Genomic DNA, 18047 nt, shown 5'->3' with positions numbered 1-18047 from the left:
GCTGTTGTCCCTGAGAGATACACTGGGATGTTCCTTACTTGGGGAGAAACGATGCCGACTGCGGTTGAATTTGCGCGCGGAGAGTATCCGCGCTTTCTGGATGAGTTGAAGGCGCTGTTGAGGATTCCGTCTGTTTCTACGCTGCCGGAGCACAAGGGCGATGTGCGCCGTGCTGCTGAGGTTCTGGTGGCGGAGTTGAAGCGGATTGGAATGGAGAATGTGCGCCTGATTGAGGGCTCGGGGCATCCACTGGTGTATGCCGACTGGCTGCATGCCGCCGGCAAGCCAACGTGCCTTTGCTACGGCCACTACGATGTGCAGCCTCCGGATCCGCTCGATGAATGGTTGACGCCTCCATTTGAGCCGACGGAGCGGAACGGCAATCTGTTTGCACGTGGCGCGGTGGATGATAAAGGCCAGATGTACATGCAGGTGAAGGCTCTCGAATCACTCTTTAAAGCACATACGGGCAAGTTGCCGTTGAATGTCCGCGTGATTCTTGAAGGGGAAGAGGAAGTTGGCGGGGAGTCGATTGCGAAGTTCGTGCGTGAGCATCCGGAGCAGTTGAAGGCTGATTTCGCACTCGTGTCCGACACAGAGATGTTTGCGCCCGAGTTGCCGACGCTTTGTGTGGGGCTTCGCGGCATGATCTATACCGAGATTGAAGCGCGCGGCGCGAAGAACGATGTGCACTCGGGTATGTATGGCGGCGCGGCGCCGAATCCATTCGTTGCGCTGGCGCAAATCATCGCACAGCTTAAGGACAAGGATGGGCGAATCCTGATTCCGGGCTTTTATGACAAGGTGCAGGCTCCGAGTAAAGATGAGTTGAAGGCGTGGAAGAGTCTGCCCTTCGATGAGGAACACTATCGCCTCAATGAAGTTGGCTCGGTGCAACTGACGGGAGAGCCAGGATATTCGGTGATTGAGCGCACATGGGCACGGCCAACACTCGACGTGCACGGAATGCCCGGCGGTTTTATCGGAGCAGGCGCGAAGACGGTCATTCCGGCGAAGGCCGTAGCCAAGGTGTCGATGCGGCTGGTGCCGGACATGACGCCGAAGGAAGCGTTTCAGCAGTACAAGAGCTATGTTGAATCGATCAAGCCAGCGGGCGTGGAACTCGACGTGCGCCTCATTCACTCGGGTGACGCGATCGTGATCGGTACCGATAATCCTTATATCAAGGCGGCGACAAAAGCACTGAAACAGGTCTGGAACAAAGACACTGTCTTCATCCGGTCGGGCGGGTCGATTCCGATTGTTGGCGATTTTGAGCGCCACCTGAAGATTCCCACGGTGATGATGGGCTTCGGTCTGCCGGATGACAATCTGCATGCGCCGAACGAGAAATTTCATCTGGCGAATTTCTATCGCGGCATCGAATCGATCATTACTTTCTTTGAAGAGTTGGGGAAGTGAACGGATTCGTTCTAGCTGGCGGGCGCAGTACTCGCATGGGAAGGGACAAGGCTCTCCTGCCTTATGCTGGGCGTCCACTGATTGCGCACGCTGTTGATTTGCTGAAGATGGCCGGGGTTGAACCTCATATTGTTGGCGCGCGGCCTGACCTCGCTGCTTATGCTCCTGTTATCGAGGACCTGCATCCAGGTTGCGGTCCTCTTGGTGGAATTGAGGCAGCGCTGGCAGCGAGCAGCAGCGAGCTGAATCTCTTTCTACCAGTTGACTTGCCGCTGCTGCCAGCGGCGTTTCTCCGCTATCTTCTGCAACGCGCTGAGATCTCGGGTGCAGATGCAACGATGCCAACATGGGGAGGCGGCCCGGAACCGCTGTGTGCTATCTACTGCCGCGACCTGCTGGCGGGAATTCGCGAGTCGCTGGCATCGGGAAACTACAAAGTGATGCATGCTGTTGAGAATGCCGTTCGCCCAAGCGAGGTAGATCTTTTCAGCGTGGAAGCCGTTGCTGCGACGCGGGACGACTGGCCGCTGGACCCACCGTTGCGGCGGTGGTTTCAGAATCTGAACACACCCGCGGAACTGGCGCTGGTAAGCTGATGGAAAGGAGATCCACGGTTTGAGCGTCCCTGTCGTCGTGGTCGAAGAAAAAAGCAGCACGGCTCCAAAGCACGAGCCCTATATTGCGTTCGATAAGGTCTCAAAGTCGTTTGGCGACCTGGTCGTGTTGGATGAAGTAAGCTTCTATGTCTTTCCTGGCGAAACACTCTGCATTCTTGGACGCAGCGGCGTGGGCAAGTCCGTTTCGCTGCAGCAGATTATGGGCTTTCTTAAGCCGGACACGGGACAGATACTTGTGGCGGGTGAGAACATCTGCGGATTTACGGAAGAACAGATGCAGGCGATCCGCCGTAAGGTCACCATGGTTTTTCAGAATGGGGCTCTCTTTGATTCTTTGAGTGTCGGCGAAAATGTGGCGTTTCCTCTGCGTGAGCGCGGCGAATTGATGGAGGACCAGATTCAGCAGATTGTAAACGGCCTGCTTGAGATGGTTGGCGTGGCAGCGATGAAGGAGCTTCTGCCGTCGGACCTTTCGACTGGAATGAAGCGTTCTGTGGCCATCGCGCGTGCTCTTTCAGCGCAGCCGGAGGCGATTCTTTATGATGAGCCGACGACGATGGTCGATCCATTGATCGCGAGGCTGCTTGGGAATCTGATTCAAAAGTTGAAGCACCAGCTTCACCTGACCAGCATAGTGGTGACGCACGACATGCGCTTCGCCAAGAAGCTGGCTGATCGGGTACTCTTTCTGCACCAGGCTAAGGCGCACTTCTTTGGAACGATGGAAGAAATGGAGAAGTGCGACGATGAAGTGGTGCAGCAATTCCTGGAACTGGATGCGCTGATACTTCCGGAAGCGTAACTATGTCAGCTACAAAAGAGATGAAAGCAGGAGCATCGCAGACCGCGGGCGGCGAATTTGTCGGCACCTGGAAGCTGGTCGACTATTCGTTCCTGCATGAAGATGGAACGGTTGAGAAGCCGTGGGGCGATCACGTGGTCGGCTATTTGCTTTACTCGGCGGAAGGTTATATGAGCGCCAACCTCAGCCCGGCGAGCCGTCGGCACAACGTGGAGACTACCGAGAACCAGAAGACGCGGCGGAAGCGCGATTATATTGCCTACGCCGGGCCCTACACAGTTGAAGGCGACACCGTTACACACCATGTAGAGGTAAGCCTTTTTACCAACTGGCTTGGCACAGCGCAGGTGCGTCATCATAAACGCGTAGGAAATACGCTGATTCTGCGCACTCCACCCATTCCATCCGGTGAAGGTGTCGTGGCGGTGCAGCTCACATGGGAGAAGGTAACGAAATAAGGTTGTTACACTAAAAGAGTGAAGATTGCGCTCGCTCAGATCAATCCCACCATCGGCGATTTCACCGGCAACGTAGAAAGGATTCTCGATTTCACGCGGAAAGCGCATGAAGGCGGCGCTGACCTGGTTCTGTTTCCCGAACTCGCCGTATGCGGCTATCCACCCGCAGATTTTCTCGACAAACCATCCTTTGTTGCGCGATCGGAAGAAGCGATGACCGAGATCGCGGAAGCCACTGCGGAACTGACAATCGCAAGCATTGTTGGCTACGTTACTCCAGCTCACGCAAGCACCGGAAAGCGCGTGATGAATTCGGCTGCGCTGGTGCGCGGAGGGGAAGTGGCCTTCGTGCAGTCGAAGATGCTGCTGCCGTTCTACGATGTATTTGACGATCAGCGATATTTTGCGCCGTCAGAGAAGCAGCATCTGTGTCACTTCAGTGGCAAACGAGTTGCGCTCACGATCTGTGAAGATACGTGGAACGACAAGAATTTCTGGCAGAAGCGACTGCATAGTGTCGATCCCGTGGAAGAACTGATGCGTGAAGGTGGAGAGATCATTTTGAACATTGCCGCATCGCCTTACTGGCGCGGAAAGCGCAAGACGCGACGTGAGATGCTGGCTGCGATTGCGCGCCACCATTGTGCTCCGGTGGTGATGGTCAATCAGGTCGGCGGGAATGACAGCCTGATCTTCGACGGGTCGAGCCTGGTGATCGCGGCAGACGGGACGGTGATCGCTCAAGCAAAGTCATTTGAGGAGGACCTGATCTTTTGCGATATCGGGGCCCGCAGCGGCGACATGCACTGGCAGACCGACAACATAGATGAAGCGGTTTACAAAGCTCTCGTGCTGGGAACGCGCGATTATGTTCGGAAGTGCGGCTTTTCAAAGGTACTGGTGGGACTGAGCGGCGGCATCGATTCGGCTTTGGTGGCGGCGGTCGCGGTAGATGCGCTGGGCAAAGAGAACGTGACGGGTATCGGCATGCCAAGCCCGTATTCTTCGACTGGCTCGGTGGAAGATAGCCGCAGGCTGGCTGAGAATCTCGGCATTCGATTTGAACTCATTCCGATCAGCGATCTTTTTTCGGAATATGGCAAAGCCCTTGAACCTCTTTTCGCGGGCCTTCAGCCGGACATCACGGAAGAGAATATCCAGTCGCGGATTCGCGGCAACCTGCTGATGGCTCTGTCGAATAAGGTAAACGCGCTGGTGCTTACGACCGGCAACAAGTCAGAGATGTCTGTGGGCTATTGCACGCTTTACGGCGATATGGTCGGAGCACTCGCTGTGATTGGCGATCTGATGAAGACGCGTGTCTATGATTTGTGCCGTTTTGTGAATCGCGACAGTGAGCGGATTCCCCTGGCCATCTTGCACAAACCGCCCTCAGCGGAGTTGCGGCCAGGGCAAAAGGATACGGATTCGCTGCCACCGTATGAGCTGCTGGATCCGATTCTTGAGGCCTACATTGAACGCTATGAGACGCCGGAAGAGATCGCGACGAAACAGCATGTGGATTTACAACTCGTGCGCAAAGTCCTCAAACTGGTAGAGCGCAGCGAGTACAAGCGTCAGCAGGCGGCGCCAGTGCTTAAGGTAACGAAGAAAGCCTTCGGGCCAGGCCGCCGTTTCCCCATTGCTGTAAAAGTTCAGGTCTGAGCCTGTTAACTTAATAACAGGCTCCGGGCTCGATAAAGACCCCCTGCTTCGGCAGAAAGGAATTCAATGCAATTTTCTGTTTCTCTTCGCAATGCTCTTTTTGCGATTGCTCTCACTGGCATGGTGGCGCCGCTGCTGCATGGGCAGACCACTGAGGAAGTGCCCTCAGCACCCAGCGCTCCCGCTGCTACTGCTGCTCCCGCGCCAACGGGACCGCCGCAGTTTCCTCCCGTTGATCTCGCGAACTTTACGTCCGATACGCCGAGCAAAGACACGGTGAACGCATTCCTGCATGAGTTCTGGGGCTACGATCCTGAACGTGTGTGGCAGATCCAGGCAATCCAGAAGACGGCGGCACCGGGGGTGAGCAAGGTCACAGTGCTGGCGGCGCAGAAGACCAATCCGCAGATTGGGACGCTACAGTTCTTTACGACCCCGGATGGCCAGCATCTGATTTCGTCTGAGGTGATGCCATTCGGTGCGCGCCCGTTTGATGCAGCGCACAAGATATTGCAGACAGAGGCGAATGGACCCTCGCGCGGCGCTGCCTCAAAGGACTTGCTGCTCGTCGAGTTTGCTGATTTTCAATGCCCGCATTGCAAGGCCGTTCAGCCCACGGTGGAGAAGCTGTTGCAGGCCTTCCCAAATGCGCACTTCGTGTTTCAGAACCTTCCGTTGACGTCGATTCATACAGAGGCGATGAAGGCCGCACTGTATAGCGTGTGCGTGGCAAAGCTGAATGGCAACGAGGCTTTCTTCAAGTTTTCCGATCTTGTATTTCAGAATCAGGAAGCGCTAACGCCACAAACATCGGACAGCACGTTGAACGATGCAGCCACCAAGGCAGGTGTGGATGCCACTAAAGTGGCATCCTGTGCCCTGATGCCGGAAGCAAAGGCAACCGTCGAAGCTTCGATCAAGCTGGCGCAGACGCTCAATGTGAATGAGACACCGACTCTGTTTGTGAATGGTCGAGGGATTCCGATGGGCGCAGCGCCGTACGAAACGCTGCAGAAAATTGTTGCCTTCCAGTCGAAAGAAGATAAGTAACGCGCTGGCCCGGTTGTCTTCTCAAAAGACGCCGGGCCAGATTCCCTAAGGATGAACGGGCAGCATCACGAGATTGCTGGCTGGCTTCGTATGACTCAGGCGCACGATCTGCGGAGTGATCAGAATTACCAGCTTTGAAACGTCCACATCGTTGTTCTTGTTGGTCGTCGATTGAAAACCAGGTAGCTCGCTGAGTCCGGGGATTCCGCTGACGGCGGCGCTCTGTTGACGTGTCAGATTGGTGACCACCATCGCGCTCTCACCTTGCAGAAGCGTTACATTGCCCGTGTACTCCTGACTGGTAAGAATCGGGTTGCCGTTAAGCGTTTGACCGGTCAGCGATTCAATCTTCAGATCGACCTTAAGCGCTACATCTTTGTTCTGCTGAATGTGAGGCGTTGCCTTCAGCGTCAGCCCCAGGTCCTCGTACTGCACCTGCGGGATCGTCTGGGCTGCTGAACTCTGCAATGCGGCCGTGTTGACGCCCAGATTCTGGAGCGCGCTGGACACTCCTGCCTGCGATACACCGGGGATGGCGAGAGCTGTTCCAGTAAGATTGGAATAGGTAGAGGTAATGATGGGATAGCGGGTGCCGCTGCGAAGCGTGGCGTCTTCCTGGTCCTGAATACGCAGTTGTACCTGGTCGAGGACGCGCGCATCCGATGAATTGAGAGCGAGATTTGCGGTTACGCCCTGGTTCAACGTCAAACCACTTTGGGTAATTCCGCCACCGAAGAGAGCAAACGGCTGATTGAAGACGGTACCGGAGACCACTCCAGTCGCTATAAGAACAGCGACGATGGCAATATCATCTCCGGCAGGAGCGAGACCTTGGGCAACGACCTGCTGCGCCGCGCTCTCATTGGCTTGAATGATCTGATTGACTTCGGTAGGCACGTTGAAGATCGTCGTCCCTTGGGGAAGCTGTACGCCGATATTCGTCATGCGCGTGCGAGCCACTTGAAAGAGGCGCAAATTGAGCAGAACCTGGCTGCGGCCATCGAGCAGATCGACGAGCGTGCGGTTCAAGGCCGTGACGCGGGCCTGAGGCGCGCGGATGGTGAGGGTGTGCGCGTCCGCGCGAATGGAAGCCTGCTGCGCCTCAAATACATTGCGGGCAATGTTTGCCATGTCGCTCATCTCGGTCGCTGTCAGGCCGGGAAGATAGACCGTCTCCAACACTTCGCGCTCGAATTTGGCGCGATTGTCCTTTGTATCCAGCGCAACGAGAACGCGCTTTTCATCCAGCGGCACGAAAAATGTGTCCGTGGTCAGCTTGAGCATCATCGCCGCCTGCGCAAAGTCAACGTCATCGGCGTCGAAGTGAACGATTTTATTTTTTACAGAAGAATCAATCGTGGGCGTAATGCCGAAGGCGGTCAGCACCTGGCGCAACACTTCGTTGGCGGCGCTGCGTATATGAATGCTCTGCCGGCCCGCGGTTGGTGCGAGTTGTACGGGCGGAGCCGCTTCTTCAGCGGACGGCAACAGAACTGCGTCCTCTGATTGCGTATCACGCGCGAGGTCGTCGATGTGTTGCTTTACGATGCCGTTGTTCGGGTCGATGAGATAGGCTTCCGCAAGGAGTGCTCGCGCGTTGTCATCATGTCCGGCCAGGCGGGCTTTGCTCGCGTCCTGGACAAGCTGAGTGAGTAGGTGCTCCCGTGCGATCGTCAGTGCGGTGGAATAATTCGTATTGCCGGGGTCGAGCTCCGCAGCGCGCGCAAATTGTTTTTCCGCTTCACGGAGATCGTCTTTCTTGATGGCCTTTGCCCCTTCCACAAACGCCTTTGAGGCTTCGTTCTTGTCGTGTTCGGAAACCGTCTTTTCCGCGGCAGCCGTTGGTGCCTGCGCATCCGTGGCAGTCTTGGGTGTCTGTGCGCGGGAGTGTGAGGCAACGAGCACAAGTGTCGCGCCTATGAACAAAACAATGCTGCGGCGGAACTTCATAGCGTTGTCTTAACCGCCTGAGCCTGCAGCGCGGCCAGGGTGCTGACACAGACCTCGGGCTGATGCTGCATGAGTTCTTCGAAGGAGTAGTGTCCGGTAGCGACAGCAATTGTGGGCAATTGATTCGCCTTTGCCGCCTTGATGTCGAAAGGCGTGTCCCCGACCACGCACACGGTTGCGTCCGCGCCCTTGAGATTGCGCGCCTGCTTCGCGGCATCGGCAATCATATCCGCGCGAACAGGGAAGTTGTCGGCGAAGCCGCCGAAGGTGAACCAATGGCGTACGCCCAGCACCTCCAGCTTGAGCCAACCAATCGACTCGAGATTGCCAGTCCCGATGCCGAGTGCTGCGCCCTTGCTGTGCAGATAGGCGAGCATCTCATCGACACCGGGCATCTTCTGCAGGTTCATCTGGGCGCGCTGGGCTGCAACCGTGGTGCGCATATGCTCCAGAACGTCTGCGAGCATCGGCTGCCAGTGTTCCGGATCCAACTCGGCGAGACGGAAGGCATCGTAGAGGATGCCGGGATCGGTATTGCCGCTGAGGGTTACCCCATCAAGCACAAGCTCGTGGCCCATGACGGCACGGACGCTCTCGAAGAACGACTCGTAATGAATGCGGTCGCGGCTGCGCAGGAGGGTGCCGTCAATGTCAAAGAGATAGGCATCCTGCTGGTTCCAGAGAAACCCTTCCTGAATGTAAATGCTGGGGGGACCCGCCGCTGCTTGTGCCAGAACTGTATCGATTGTGGTGGAGCTCACCGACTCGCTCGCCTTTCCATGGTCTCTCTTTTAAGAGTAAAGCAGAGACCATGGCTTCTGCGAGTGTCTAGATGCCCGAAGACACGGCTTTAGCGGACGGCCTGCTTTATCTCAAATACAGGACGCTCGCTATGCGGCGGGCGCTTGAGCCCATTGCGGACCTGGGCTGGATCGATCTCCAGCTCGGCGATGATGCGGCTGAGGGTATTGCGATGAACGCCAAGTTCCTTGGCGGCCTTACACTGGTTTCCCTTGTTGTGCGCCAGAACGACCAGCAGGTAACGGCGCTTGAATTCGCGCACAGCTTCATCATAGGTAATACCGCCCGTATGCATTGCTGCTACAAGGGTTTCCAGTTCGCGTTTCACAAAAACCTCTCTCTCATGCCGGGTATGTTCCCGGCTTCTTTTGGTTCTGTTGCAAGGGCCCAGAATGAATCGCCGCGTTCGGCTTTAGCCAGTCCGGTTGTGCGTCGCGAATCATTTTTACACCCTCCCGTATTCGCTCACCCAGTTGAGCGGGAGTTACTACAGAAGCTTTATGCGCCACCGACAAAAAGTATGGCGCGATTCTCGATCGCTCAAGCCAAGTAGCCTGCGGCAGGAACGCTGCAATTGCCATTACGCCCAGCGTTACCAGTACGCATCCCTTCAGCAAGCCGAAAATGGCGCCGACAAAACGGTCAGCCCATCCCAGCCCGATCGACCGAACAGACCAGCGAATCAGGCGGCCTGCAAGTCCTGCAATCACCATGACCGCAATTGCAATAGCAACAAATGCGATCGCTTCGGCTACTCCCGGGGAATGAACCCAACCATTCATCCACGGGAGAATCTTCTGATAGTTCCAACAGGCAAGGAGCAATCCGAGAATAACGCCTGCCAGCGAGAACGCTTCTACAAAAAATCCATGTTTCGCCGCGCTCAGTACAGAGACGATCAGGATAATGACTATCGCCCAATCTATCAGTGCCATGCCCGGTCCCGTACCTCGTACTTCTTACAGTGACAGCGATTTTCCAGTGAGCAGTTCGTATGCCTGGAGATATTTTTCCTGCGTCTTCTTTACGACGTCATCGGGCAGGCCGGGCGCCGGCGCCTGCTTGTTCCAGCAAATGCTCTCAAGATAATCACGCACAAATTGTTTATCGAACGACGGCTGCGCGCCGCCTGGCGCATATTGACCACGGGGCCAGAAGCGCGACGAATCAGGAGTCAATACTTCGTCCGCAAGTATGATGCCTTCTGCCGTGGTTCCAAACTCGAATTTTGTGTCAGCAAGAATCAGCCCGCAGCTCTCCGCATGATCAGACGCTTTTTGATAAATGGCAAGACTTAAATGGCGCAGCGCCTGCGCAGTTTTCGCACCCACGAGCGCAATCATCTGATCGAATGAAATATTTTCGTCATGCTTGCCGTGCAGGCTCTTTGTTGCCGGAGTAAAAATCGGCTCAGGGAGTTTGTCCGATTCGCGCAGCCCGGATGGCAAAGGAATGCCGCATACCGCGCCTGTCGCCTGATAATCCTTCCAGCCTGATCCGGAGAGATATCCGCGCACAACACACTCGACCGGGAACATCTGCGCGCGCTTGACCAGCATGGAGCGATCGCGCAGCTCATCGTCGTAAGCGCGGAGTTCCTCGGGATACTCGCCGACATCCGCAGTGACCAGGTGGTTCGGCACGATGTCCTTTAAGAAATCGAACCAAAAGAGAGAAATCTGCGTCAGGACTTTCCCTTTGCCGGGAATTCCTGTTGCCAGCACGTGATCGAACGCGGAGATGCGGTCGGTTGCCACTAGAAGTAGAAACTCGCCGACCGAATATAAGTCGCGCACCTTGCCGCGCGCATGCAAAACGAGATCGCCGATTTCGGTTTCGAGAAGAGCTGGCAAAGGGGATAATACCTTTCGTAGAGAAGCTGAAAGTTGATTCTGCTTCCACCGGAAAAGTTTGTCAACGCATCCGAGGGGTACAAATAATGTAACGATGTAACGTCCTGTCACGGACGCTGCATCGCTGTCAATAGAGAAGAATCGGATTCAGAGAAAAATTGCTAACGGGGAAACAAATAGTTATTGGCATCTATCGTTTCCCCGATGCGAAGACAATCGCGTGCTTAAGCCGTGGCCCGGCGTGGCTCCCGTGCCTGTTCCTGACCACCCATGCGAACGCTCACCACCTTCGATACACCTGGCTCCTGCATGGTAACGCCGTAGATCAAATCGGCAGCGGTCATCATGCGCTTCGAGTGCGTCACCATGACGAACTGCGTGTCGGTTGCCATGCTGTGCAGCATATCGGCAAGGCGGCCTACGTTGGTCTCGTCAAGTGGCGCATCCACTTCGTCGAGAACGCAGAAAGGGCTCGGCTGGTACTGGAAGATGCCCATCAGCAGCGACAGCGCAGTCAGTGCTTTTTCACCACCGGAGAGCAGGAAGACATTCTGCAGCTTCTTGCCCGGCGGCTGGGCCACGATATCGACGCCGCTGTCGGCTGTGTTCTCTTCATCGGTGAGCCGCATGAAGGCCTGTCCACCACCGAACAGTCTGGCGAAGGTGACGCTGAAGTTCTCGTTGATGCGAACGAATGCTTCGTCGAACTTCGTGCGCGAAATCTCGTCGATTTCCTTGATCGTTGCCTGCGTGTTTTCAATCGAGTCCAGAAGATCCTTGCGCTGTGTTTCCAGGAATTGATGACGTTGTTCGGTTTCCTTGAATTCTTCGAGCGCCATCATGTTCACAGGACCCATAGATTCGAGCTTCTGCTTGAATCCGCGGCAGGTCTCGTCTTCTGTTGCCAGCGCCTCACCTTCGATGCGGGCGATGTCAGTATCTTCGCGCAGAGCACCGGCCTCAATACCCAGATCATTCAGGCAGGTTTCTTCCAGGTGCTTGAGGTCGGCGGTGAGGGTAGCATCGCTCGCACTGTGCTGGCTGCGGGTTTCGCGCAATGAATCGGTCTCTGAACGCAGCGTCTTCAGCTTTTGCTCGGTTTCGGCGAGACTGGCGCGCAGTATCTTTGCTTCTTCACTCAAGCGCGCTACTTCCTGCTGGGCTTGATCGCAGACCAGCGCCAACTCTTCACGCTGAACGGCAAGGTGCTCATTTTCCTGCGCGCGTTGCTGCTGTTCGGCTTTGGCGGTGGAGAGCTGTTGTTCAAGCTGCGCTACACGGCGCTCCAAGTCGCCGTGCATGCGGTCAATGCGAGCAAAGGCCGCTTCCGCACCGCGCCGCCGCTCTTCGAGGCCGGCTAGTTCGGCGGACATCTGCGCCGCTTCCTGCTGCGCGGCCTCGCGCATGTGTCGCAGGTCTTCTACCTGGCGTTGCAACTCTTCGAGCGATTTCTCCGCAGTCGCGTGTTCGGCTTCCTGCCGCTCAATCTGTTCGCGCTTCTCTTCGATCAAGCTCTGCTTGGCGTTTCGCTGATCCTTGTTGCGCTCGCTTTGCAGATTCCATTCCTGGAGGCGGCGTTCGAGGCGCTGTACCTCGGAATCCATTTGCCGAAGGGCCGCGCTCTGGTTGGCGCTTTCACGCTCGGCATTGCGACGTTCCTCGGTCTTTCCATCGAGCTGCCTCGTTAGTTCGCCAAGTTCGCGCGAGAGGGAAGCGGCAGCAATGTCAGCCTGCGCCAGCTCTTTTTCCACGATCTCGAGTTTCTGCTGCGTCTCTCGCAGTTCGCGCTTCAAGGCCAGCGGACCCGCCGCACTGGGCTTGCCTCCGGTCACGGTGACATTGTGGAAGCATTCACCCGACGGCGCGAGGAAGAATGCGTTCGGATTTTCCAGGGCGAGACCGCGGGCCGTCTCGCCGTCCGGCGTTACGTAGCCATCGCGCAGCTTGGGCAAAATCACTTCGAGCGATTTGCCGAAGCCGTCGAGCACGCGAATGCAGTTCTTGAGAGGCACAACGCCCTGTTGCTGTTCATAGTGGTTTCCATTCGCCTCGCCTGCGAAAGAAAACTTTGCCTGCGCATCTTCCGGATGGACCAGGAATGTGGCGCGACCGTCGACGTCGGTTTTGAGCAGGCGCATGCCTTCGTGCGCCGCGTCCCAGCTTTTTACGACGATGTAGTTCAGCTCGTCGCGTAGAAATTCGTCGACGACATTTTCGTGCTGGCCCGTGACTTCAAGAAAATCGGCAAGCGTGCCAACGGGCGCCAAGCCCCCGCCAAGCGAGTTGGAGCGGAAGAGCTTGCGCACCGTGTCGGTCGAGTAGCTGTGCTCGCGGATGAGCGAGTCGAGTGAATTGCGCTGACCAGTGAGAGTCGCATGCTCGGCGCGAAGCTGATCGCCACGCTTCTTCGCTTCGATCTCCGCTGTGCGCTTGGCGGCAATTTCATTGCGAAGGTCAGAGATTTCGGATTCGAGACGCTTCAGCGTTTCCGTGACAGACTCAAACTTCATCGAGACCTGTCCGCGCTCTGCTCCCAGGGATTCAAGATCACGCTTCACCGACTCCATTTCCGAGCCGAGGCGTTGCGCGTCGCGGTCGAGGGCAGCCAGCGACTCTTCGGCCTGCGTCATCTGATTGCGAGACTGGCCGACCTGTTGCAGCAGCTGCATGGCCTGACGCCGCGCGGCTTCTGTACGCTGTTCGGAAGCAGCGACGGCCTGTACGGCATCGCGTGCCTGCTGGTGCTTGGCCTGTGCCTGCTCGCGGAAGATTTGCGCTTCGGCAGCGGCCGTTTCGAGGAAGGCGCGGTTCGATTCGCGCTCGCTCTTCATGCCCTCGAATTGCTGCTTTGCCTGTTCAAGCTCTGTGGTCGCGGCAGCGGCCCGCGCCTGCAACTCGGCGATGCGCTCCAGATTTGCATTCTGGCGAGATGTGGCGCGTTCCAATTCGACGGCGCTCTGGCTCGCGCGTGTCGACGACTCTTTGGCGGCAGCGTCGAGTTCGTATCCGCGCTGCATGCCCGCTGTGTGCTCCGCGTCGAGTGTCTCTACCTGCGCGCTGTGCTCGTCGATCGTCTGGGTGAGGGAAGTGATCTCCTCTTCAAACCTCGCGTGCTCGGCGTCCATCTGCGAAATCTTGCTGGCCAGAACGATGCGCAGGCGGGCGCGCATTTCGTCGCGCAGGGCCGCGTAACGCTCAGCCTTTGCCGCCTGCCGCTTGAGGGAGGCTATCTGGCGTGTGACTTCTTCAAAGATGTCGTTGACGCGGGCAAGGTTTTGTTTTGCCTGTTCGAGGCGCAGCTCGGCGAGCCGCTTCTTCGTTTTGAAACGCGTGATGCCGGCTGCTTCCTCGATGATGGCGCGACGGTCGTGCGGCTTGGAACTGAGAAGCTGGCCGATGCGCTCCTGCCCAATGATCGCGTAGGACTCCGGCCCAAGACCGGTGCCCATAAAGATGTCCTGAATATCGCGAAGACGGCACAGCTTACCGTTCAGCAGGTATTCGCTCTCACCGGTACGGAAAAGCCGGCGGGTGACGATGATCTCGCCCTGCTGCGGAGTTTTGCGGAACTTGCGGCGGCGGATCTTGAGAACAACGTTGTTGGCCGCCGCGGTGTTCGCGTCGCCTTCGGCTGCCAGTGCTTCCGCCGGGCCATCGCCTTCGATCACCTGACCAGGCTGCGACTCGGCGATGATTTCTTCGACTTCAGCAGCCCGCTGCTCGCGCAGCTTTTCTTCGTCCCAGTCGCTTTCGAACTCGTTCTCTATGACAATCTCGGGTTCTTCGAGGAGTGGTCCGCCGGCGTACGCGTCGGGATCGATGAGCGTGATCGACACTTCGGCCATGCCCAGCGGCTTGCGGTCGCGGGTTCCGGCAAAGATGACGTCTTCCATCTTGCCGCCACGCAGACTCTTGGCGCTCTGTTCACCCAGCACCCAAGTCACGCCGTCCAAAATGTTGGACTTGCCGCAGCCGTTCGGTCCCACGACGACAGCGATGCCATCTCCGGGCAGTACGACCTCCGTACGGTCGCAAAAGGACTTAAAGCCCAAAATCTGGATTTTCTTCAGCTTCAACATGCGGATCTAAACTCCTTTGACTCCCGGAGGGTGAACAAGGCTTCGTCATTTGAAACTCTAGCCTTGAGGCAAGGCAGAATCAACACTCGCACCCCAACATCTTGTGGATAAGGCGTCCCAAATCCCACAAATGGGACCCTATGACAGATATTGTCGCAAAGTGCGACTCTGCCTGTCTGCCCGTAGGGTTGAGCTGTCGTTCGGATCGTCGCGGAGAATACTGCCAGATACTTCGATGCTAGACCCGAATTCAGGCAAAAACAAGCCAAAATCTGGTCAATAAGGTGCACATTTTGGTGCATTTAGATACCCTTCATGCCTACCTTGACTTTCTATCCATAGACAATCTATAGATAGCGCATGGCAAAGAAATCTGAACTTCTTCCTGGAACGCTGGACATGCTGATTTTGAAAACGTTGACGCGGGCGCCGCTGCACGGCTATGGGATTGCGCAGTCGATCAAGCGGATATCCGACGATGTGCTCACGGTTGAGGAAGGTTCGCTGTATCCGGCTTTGCAGCGGTTGCTGCTGCAAGGGTGGGTAAAGGCGGAATGGAAAAAGACGGAGACCAACCGCCGCGCGCGCTATTACACACTGACTCCGGCAGGTCGCAAACAGCTGGGCGAAGAGCTTTCGCAATTTGAGCTGATGATCGCGGCCATAGGCAGGGTGCTGCAAGACGCATAGGGAAGATATGGAATCATTCGGCCGCTTCTTCAGGAAGTTGTGGCTCTTCGCCAGGCGCGAGAAGTTCCATCGCGATTTGGAAGAGGAGATGTCCTTCCATCGGGATCAAGTAGAAGAGGAATTTCGATCCCGCGGGATGGGGCTCGAAGCCGCGCGGCATGCCGCAAGACGAGGCCTTGGCAATGACTTGCGGCTCAGGGAGCAGAGCCATGAGTCCGTTGCATTCTGGTTTGAACGCTTCTTTTCCGATTGCCGTTATGCGGTGCGTCAATTCCTGAAGGCGCCGGGTTTCGCTCTTGCTGTTGTGCTGACTTTGGCGCTCGGCATTGGGGCGACTACAACCATCTTTACTTTGGTCTACGCAACGCTGCTGCGCAATTTACCTTACCCCGAGGCGGACCGTATTCTCCATATTGCGGATATGCGATTGCAGGGACAATCCACTGCGGGGTTGGTCGCTGTCCCAAGATTTTTCGACCTGCGGGCGCGCAGCCGGTCTTTTGCCGCCGTCTCCTTTTTCTATTTCGATCACCCGACGATGGTTGCGGAAGGGCAACTGCCTATGGCGATGAAGGCTGTAGGGACGGATGGCCAGTTCTGGAATGTCCTGGGCGTGCAGCCATTGTTGGGGCGGACTTTCAACGACCAGGATGATCAGCCCAATGTGCCTGACGCCATCGTTTTGAGCTATCCGTTCTGGCAGCAACATTTTGGCGGCGATCCGGGAGTGATCGGCAGGCAGGTATCGCTCGATCAGAAAACGGCTACGGTGGTTGGAGTCATGCCGGCAAGCTTCCATTTGCCGAACGGAATCGAACTCTGGCGTCCTGCGCACTTTGATCCCGCAGACTGGGGAAAGTATCGGGGCGAGGGAACTCGCTTCATCAATGTGTTCGCGCGCCTGCGTCCGGGTGTTTCGATGCAGCTGGCGCAGAACGATCTGCAACGCATCGACGAACAACTGGCGCATGAACATCCGGATACCGATGGCGTGTGGCAATTCCACGGCGAAACTCTGCGCGACGATATGTATGGCGAGCTGCGACCCGCGCTTCTCGTACTGTTGATTGCCTCCGGCTTCTTGCTGCTCATCGCCTGTATGAATGTTGCCAATCTCCTGCTTTCGCGGGCAACCGCGCGAGAAAGGGAAGTTGTGCTGCGGCGTGCTCTCGGCGCATCGGAATGGCGGCTCCGCCTGCAATTTCTCACGGAAAGCACTTTGCTGTCGCTGGCTGGAGGTTGCATCGGGCTGGTTTCGACGTACGCTCTGGTGCGCACTGCGGGAACAAGATTGCCCGGCAGGCTGGGCACGCCGGGGACCATTGCGATGAACTGGCCGATCGTGTGGTTTGCAGTTGCGCTTTCCGTGGTTACCGGCATCGCATTTGGGTTAGCGCCAGCGCTGAAGAGGGTGTACGGCGACTTGAGCACCGGCCTGAAGCGGAACGAATCGCGTTTAGCGGGAGCAGCCGGGAACGGGGTGCGGAGTGCATTTATCGCGGTGCAGGTCGGCTTGTCCCTGGTTCTGCTTGTCGGAGCGTGTTTACTGGCTGAATCGCTTTGGAGATTGGTCAAGTCTCCGCTGGGGTTTGAACCAGACCACCTGCTGACGTTCGCGATTAATCTGCCGTGGGACAGCAAACAAGATGTTGTTCGCAATTTCTATGCGAATGTGCAGCAACGGATTGAATCGCTGCCGGGAGTTGCCGCAGTTGGTCAGATTGATGCTCTGCCGACAGTCGACTGGCATCTGCGCAGCAATTTCGATGCGGACTGGCTGCCGCGCATCGCCAACAAACCAGCGATCAGCGCCGAGGATAGGCATATAGCCGGCAGTTATCTCGGGGCGATGGGCACTCCACTGCTGGCTGGACGGGCTCTTACTGCGAGCGATGCGGAGGCCAAGGTTACCCCGATCATGATCAATCAACAGCTGGTACGACAGTATTTGCCGAACGGGAACCCGATCGGCAGGCACTTAATGATCGGCAAGGATGCGTTCGAGATCGTCGGAGTGATGAGCGACGTTCGCGGAACTGCGGGGTCTATTGCGAAGACTGTGGGGCCCGAAGTGTATTTTCCCGCGGATGGCGATCATGGAGTGGTGGTGAGGTCCTTTGTGGTCCGCTCCCATGTACCGCCGGAGCAACTGATCAAGGCGATCCGCGAACAGGTGCATCAGGTGGATGCGCAGCAGGCGATAGCCAATGTGAGCACGATGGATAGCCTGCTGGACAAAGCTGTGGCACAGCCACGTCTGAACATGGCGATGGTGGCCCTTTTCGCTGTCATTGCATTGGCGCTTGCCTGTGTCGGTATTTACGGTGTGGTTGCATACTCCGTGGCGCAGCGGACGCAGGAAATTGGTGTACGCATGGCTCTGGGCGCGACGCGCGGCAAGATTTTGCGCCATTTCATGCGACATGTTTTGCACTCGGCACTGGTCGGCCTGTTGGGCGGGATCGTGTGTGCGTTTCTGCTTACACGCCTTTTGCGAAGTCAACTGTACGGGGTTGAGCCGAACAACCTGCTTGTTTATCTGGGATCGGTGGCGCTCCTGCTCATCCCTGTGGTGCTGGCAACCCTGCGGCCCGCGTTGGCTGCGGCGTCGGTAAATCCCGTAGAAGCGTTGCGGAATGAGTGATGGTTATGCATAGGAG

14 protein-coding genes are annotated in these 18047 nt (G+C 56.9%); 8 read left to right on the top strand and 6 right to left on the bottom strand.

All coding sequences use genetic code 11. From position 1 onward, the window contains the following. The first annotated feature begins 51 nt into the window (after positions 1-51). From H7849_RS08450 to H7849_RS08425, 6 genes are all read left to right on the top strand, one after another. Positions 52-1422 carry a dipeptidase gene (locus H7849_RS08450; RefSeq protein WP_186745664.1) on the top strand — a complete coding sequence of 457 codons (1371 nt, stop codon included), beginning with the start codon at positions 52-54 and terminating at the stop codon, positions 1420-1422. Further along, positions 1419-2018, top strand: a complete 600-nt coding sequence (mobA, locus tag H7849_RS08445) for a molybdenum cofactor guanylyltransferase (RefSeq protein ID WP_186745662.1) — start codon at positions 1419-1421, stop codon at positions 2016-2018. Before H7849_RS08450 ends, mobA begins: the two co-directional genes overlap by 4 nt. A gap of 19 nt (positions 2019-2037) precedes the next feature. Next, positions 2038-2841, top strand: a complete 804-nt coding sequence (locus H7849_RS08440) for an ABC transporter ATP-binding protein (protein WP_251106698.1) — start codon at positions 2038-2040, stop codon at positions 2839-2841. A gap of 2 nt (positions 2842-2843) precedes the next feature. After that, on the top strand, positions 2844-3299 hold the full coding sequence (locus H7849_RS08435) for a lipocalin-like domain-containing protein (protein WP_186745661.1): 456 nt from the start codon (positions 2844-2846) through the stop codon (positions 3297-3299). 18 nt (positions 3300-3317) lie between these two features. Then, on the top strand, positions 3318-4964 hold the full coding sequence (locus H7849_RS08430; RefSeq protein WP_186745659.1) for an NAD+ synthase: 1647 nt from the start codon (positions 3318-3320) through the stop codon (positions 4962-4964). A 66-nt stretch (positions 4965-5030) separates the two neighbouring features. Then, the gene (locus tag H7849_RS08425) at positions 5031-6014 is read left to right on the top strand and encodes a DsbA family protein (protein ID WP_186745657.1); all 984 of its coding nucleotides are present in this window, start codon (positions 5031-5033) and stop codon (positions 6012-6014) included. Between the two features lie 45 nt (positions 6015-6059). Here the strand turns inward: H7849_RS08425 and H7849_RS08420 are convergent, their stop codons facing one another. The 6 genes from H7849_RS08420 to smc all read right to left on the bottom strand — a co-directional run bounded on the left by H7849_RS08420 (position 6060) and on the right by smc (position 14697). Beyond that, positions 6060-7964 carry a type II secretion system protein GspD gene (locus H7849_RS08420; RefSeq protein ID WP_186745655.1) on the bottom strand — a complete coding sequence of 635 codons (1905 nt, stop codon included), beginning with the start codon at positions 7962-7964 and terminating at the stop codon, positions 6060-6062. Continuing rightward, entirely contained in the window at positions 7961-8725 is a 765-nt protein-coding gene (locus tag H7849_RS08415) for an HAD family hydrolase (RefSeq protein ID WP_251106697.1), read from the bottom strand. The genes H7849_RS08420 and H7849_RS08415 overlap by 4 nt, the downstream gene beginning before the upstream one ends. A gap of 89 nt (positions 8726-8814) precedes the next feature. Continuing rightward, on the bottom strand, positions 8815-9093 hold the full coding sequence (locus H7849_RS08410; protein ID WP_186745653.1) for a helix-turn-helix domain-containing protein: 279 nt from the start codon (positions 9091-9093) through the stop codon (positions 8815-8817). Between the two features lie 13 nt (positions 9094-9106). Next, entirely contained in the window at positions 9107-9700 is a 594-nt protein-coding gene (locus H7849_RS08405; protein ID WP_186745651.1) for a CvpA family protein, read from the bottom strand. 24 nt (positions 9701-9724) lie between these two features. Next, positions 9725-10618 (bottom strand): phosphoribosylaminoimidazolesuccinocarboxamide synthase, encoded by an 894-nt coding sequence (locus tag H7849_RS08400; protein ID WP_186745649.1) that lies wholly within the window; start codon positions 10616-10618, stop codon positions 9725-9727. 224 nt (positions 10619-10842) lie between these two features. Beyond that, the gene (gene smc / locus H7849_RS08395; RefSeq protein WP_186745647.1) at positions 10843-14697 is read right to left on the bottom strand and encodes a chromosome segregation protein SMC; all 3855 of its coding nucleotides are present in this window, start codon (positions 14695-14697) and stop codon (positions 10843-10845) included. Between the two features lie 360 nt (positions 14698-15057). On the opposite strand from smc, the gene H7849_RS08390 reads away from it, so the two are divergent. Together H7849_RS08390 and H7849_RS08385 are read left to right on the top strand one after the other, a co-directional pair. Further along, positions 15058-15387 (top strand): PadR family transcriptional regulator, encoded by a 330-nt coding sequence (locus tag H7849_RS08390; RefSeq protein WP_186745645.1) that lies wholly within the window; start codon positions 15058-15060, stop codon positions 15385-15387. 7 nt (positions 15388-15394) lie between these two features. After that, positions 15395-18031 (top strand): ABC transporter permease, encoded by a 2637-nt coding sequence (locus tag H7849_RS08385; RefSeq protein WP_186745644.1) that lies wholly within the window; start codon positions 15395-15397, stop codon positions 18029-18031. Positions 18032-18047 lie beyond the last annotated feature (16 nt).

It is taken from the genome of Alloacidobacterium dinghuense, from assembly GCF_014274465.1.
GTDB lineage: Bacteria > Acidobacteriota > Terriglobia > Terriglobales > Acidobacteriaceae > Alloacidobacterium > Alloacidobacterium dinghuense.
This window is presented reverse-complemented; position numbering and strand designations above follow the sequence as displayed.

Excerpts from the sequence above, each read along its gene's own strand:
- H7849_RS08450 (WP_186745664.1), top strand. The coding sequence starts at position 52 with ATGCCGACTGCGGTTGAATTTGCGCGCGGAGAGTATCCGCGCTTTCTG.
- H7849_RS08435 (WP_186745661.1), top strand. The coding sequence starts at position 2,844 with ATGTCAGCTACAAAAGAGATGAAAGCAGGAGCATCGCAGACCGCGGGC.
- H7849_RS08425 (WP_186745657.1), top strand. The coding sequence starts at position 5,031 with ATGCAATTTTCTGTTTCTCTTCGCAATGCTCTTTTTGCGATTGCTCTC.
- H7849_RS08420 (WP_186745655.1), bottom strand. The coding sequence starts at position 7,964 with ATGAAGTTCCGCCGCAGCATTGTTTTGTTCATAGGCGCGACACTTGTG.
- H7849_RS08405 (WP_186745651.1), bottom strand. The coding sequence starts at position 9,700 with ATGGCACTGATAGATTGGGCGATAGTCATTATCCTGATCGTCTCTGTA.
- smc (WP_186745647.1), bottom strand. The coding sequence starts at position 14,697 with ATGTTGAAGCTGAAGAAAATCCAGATTTTGGGCTTTAAGTCCTTTTGC.
- H7849_RS08390 (WP_186745645.1), top strand. The coding sequence starts at position 15,058 with ATGGCAAAGAAATCTGAACTTCTTCCTGGAACGCTGGACATGCTGATT.
- H7849_RS08385 (WP_186745644.1), top strand. The coding sequence starts at position 15,395 with ATGGAATCATTCGGCCGCTTCTTCAGGAAGTTGTGGCTCTTCGCCAGG.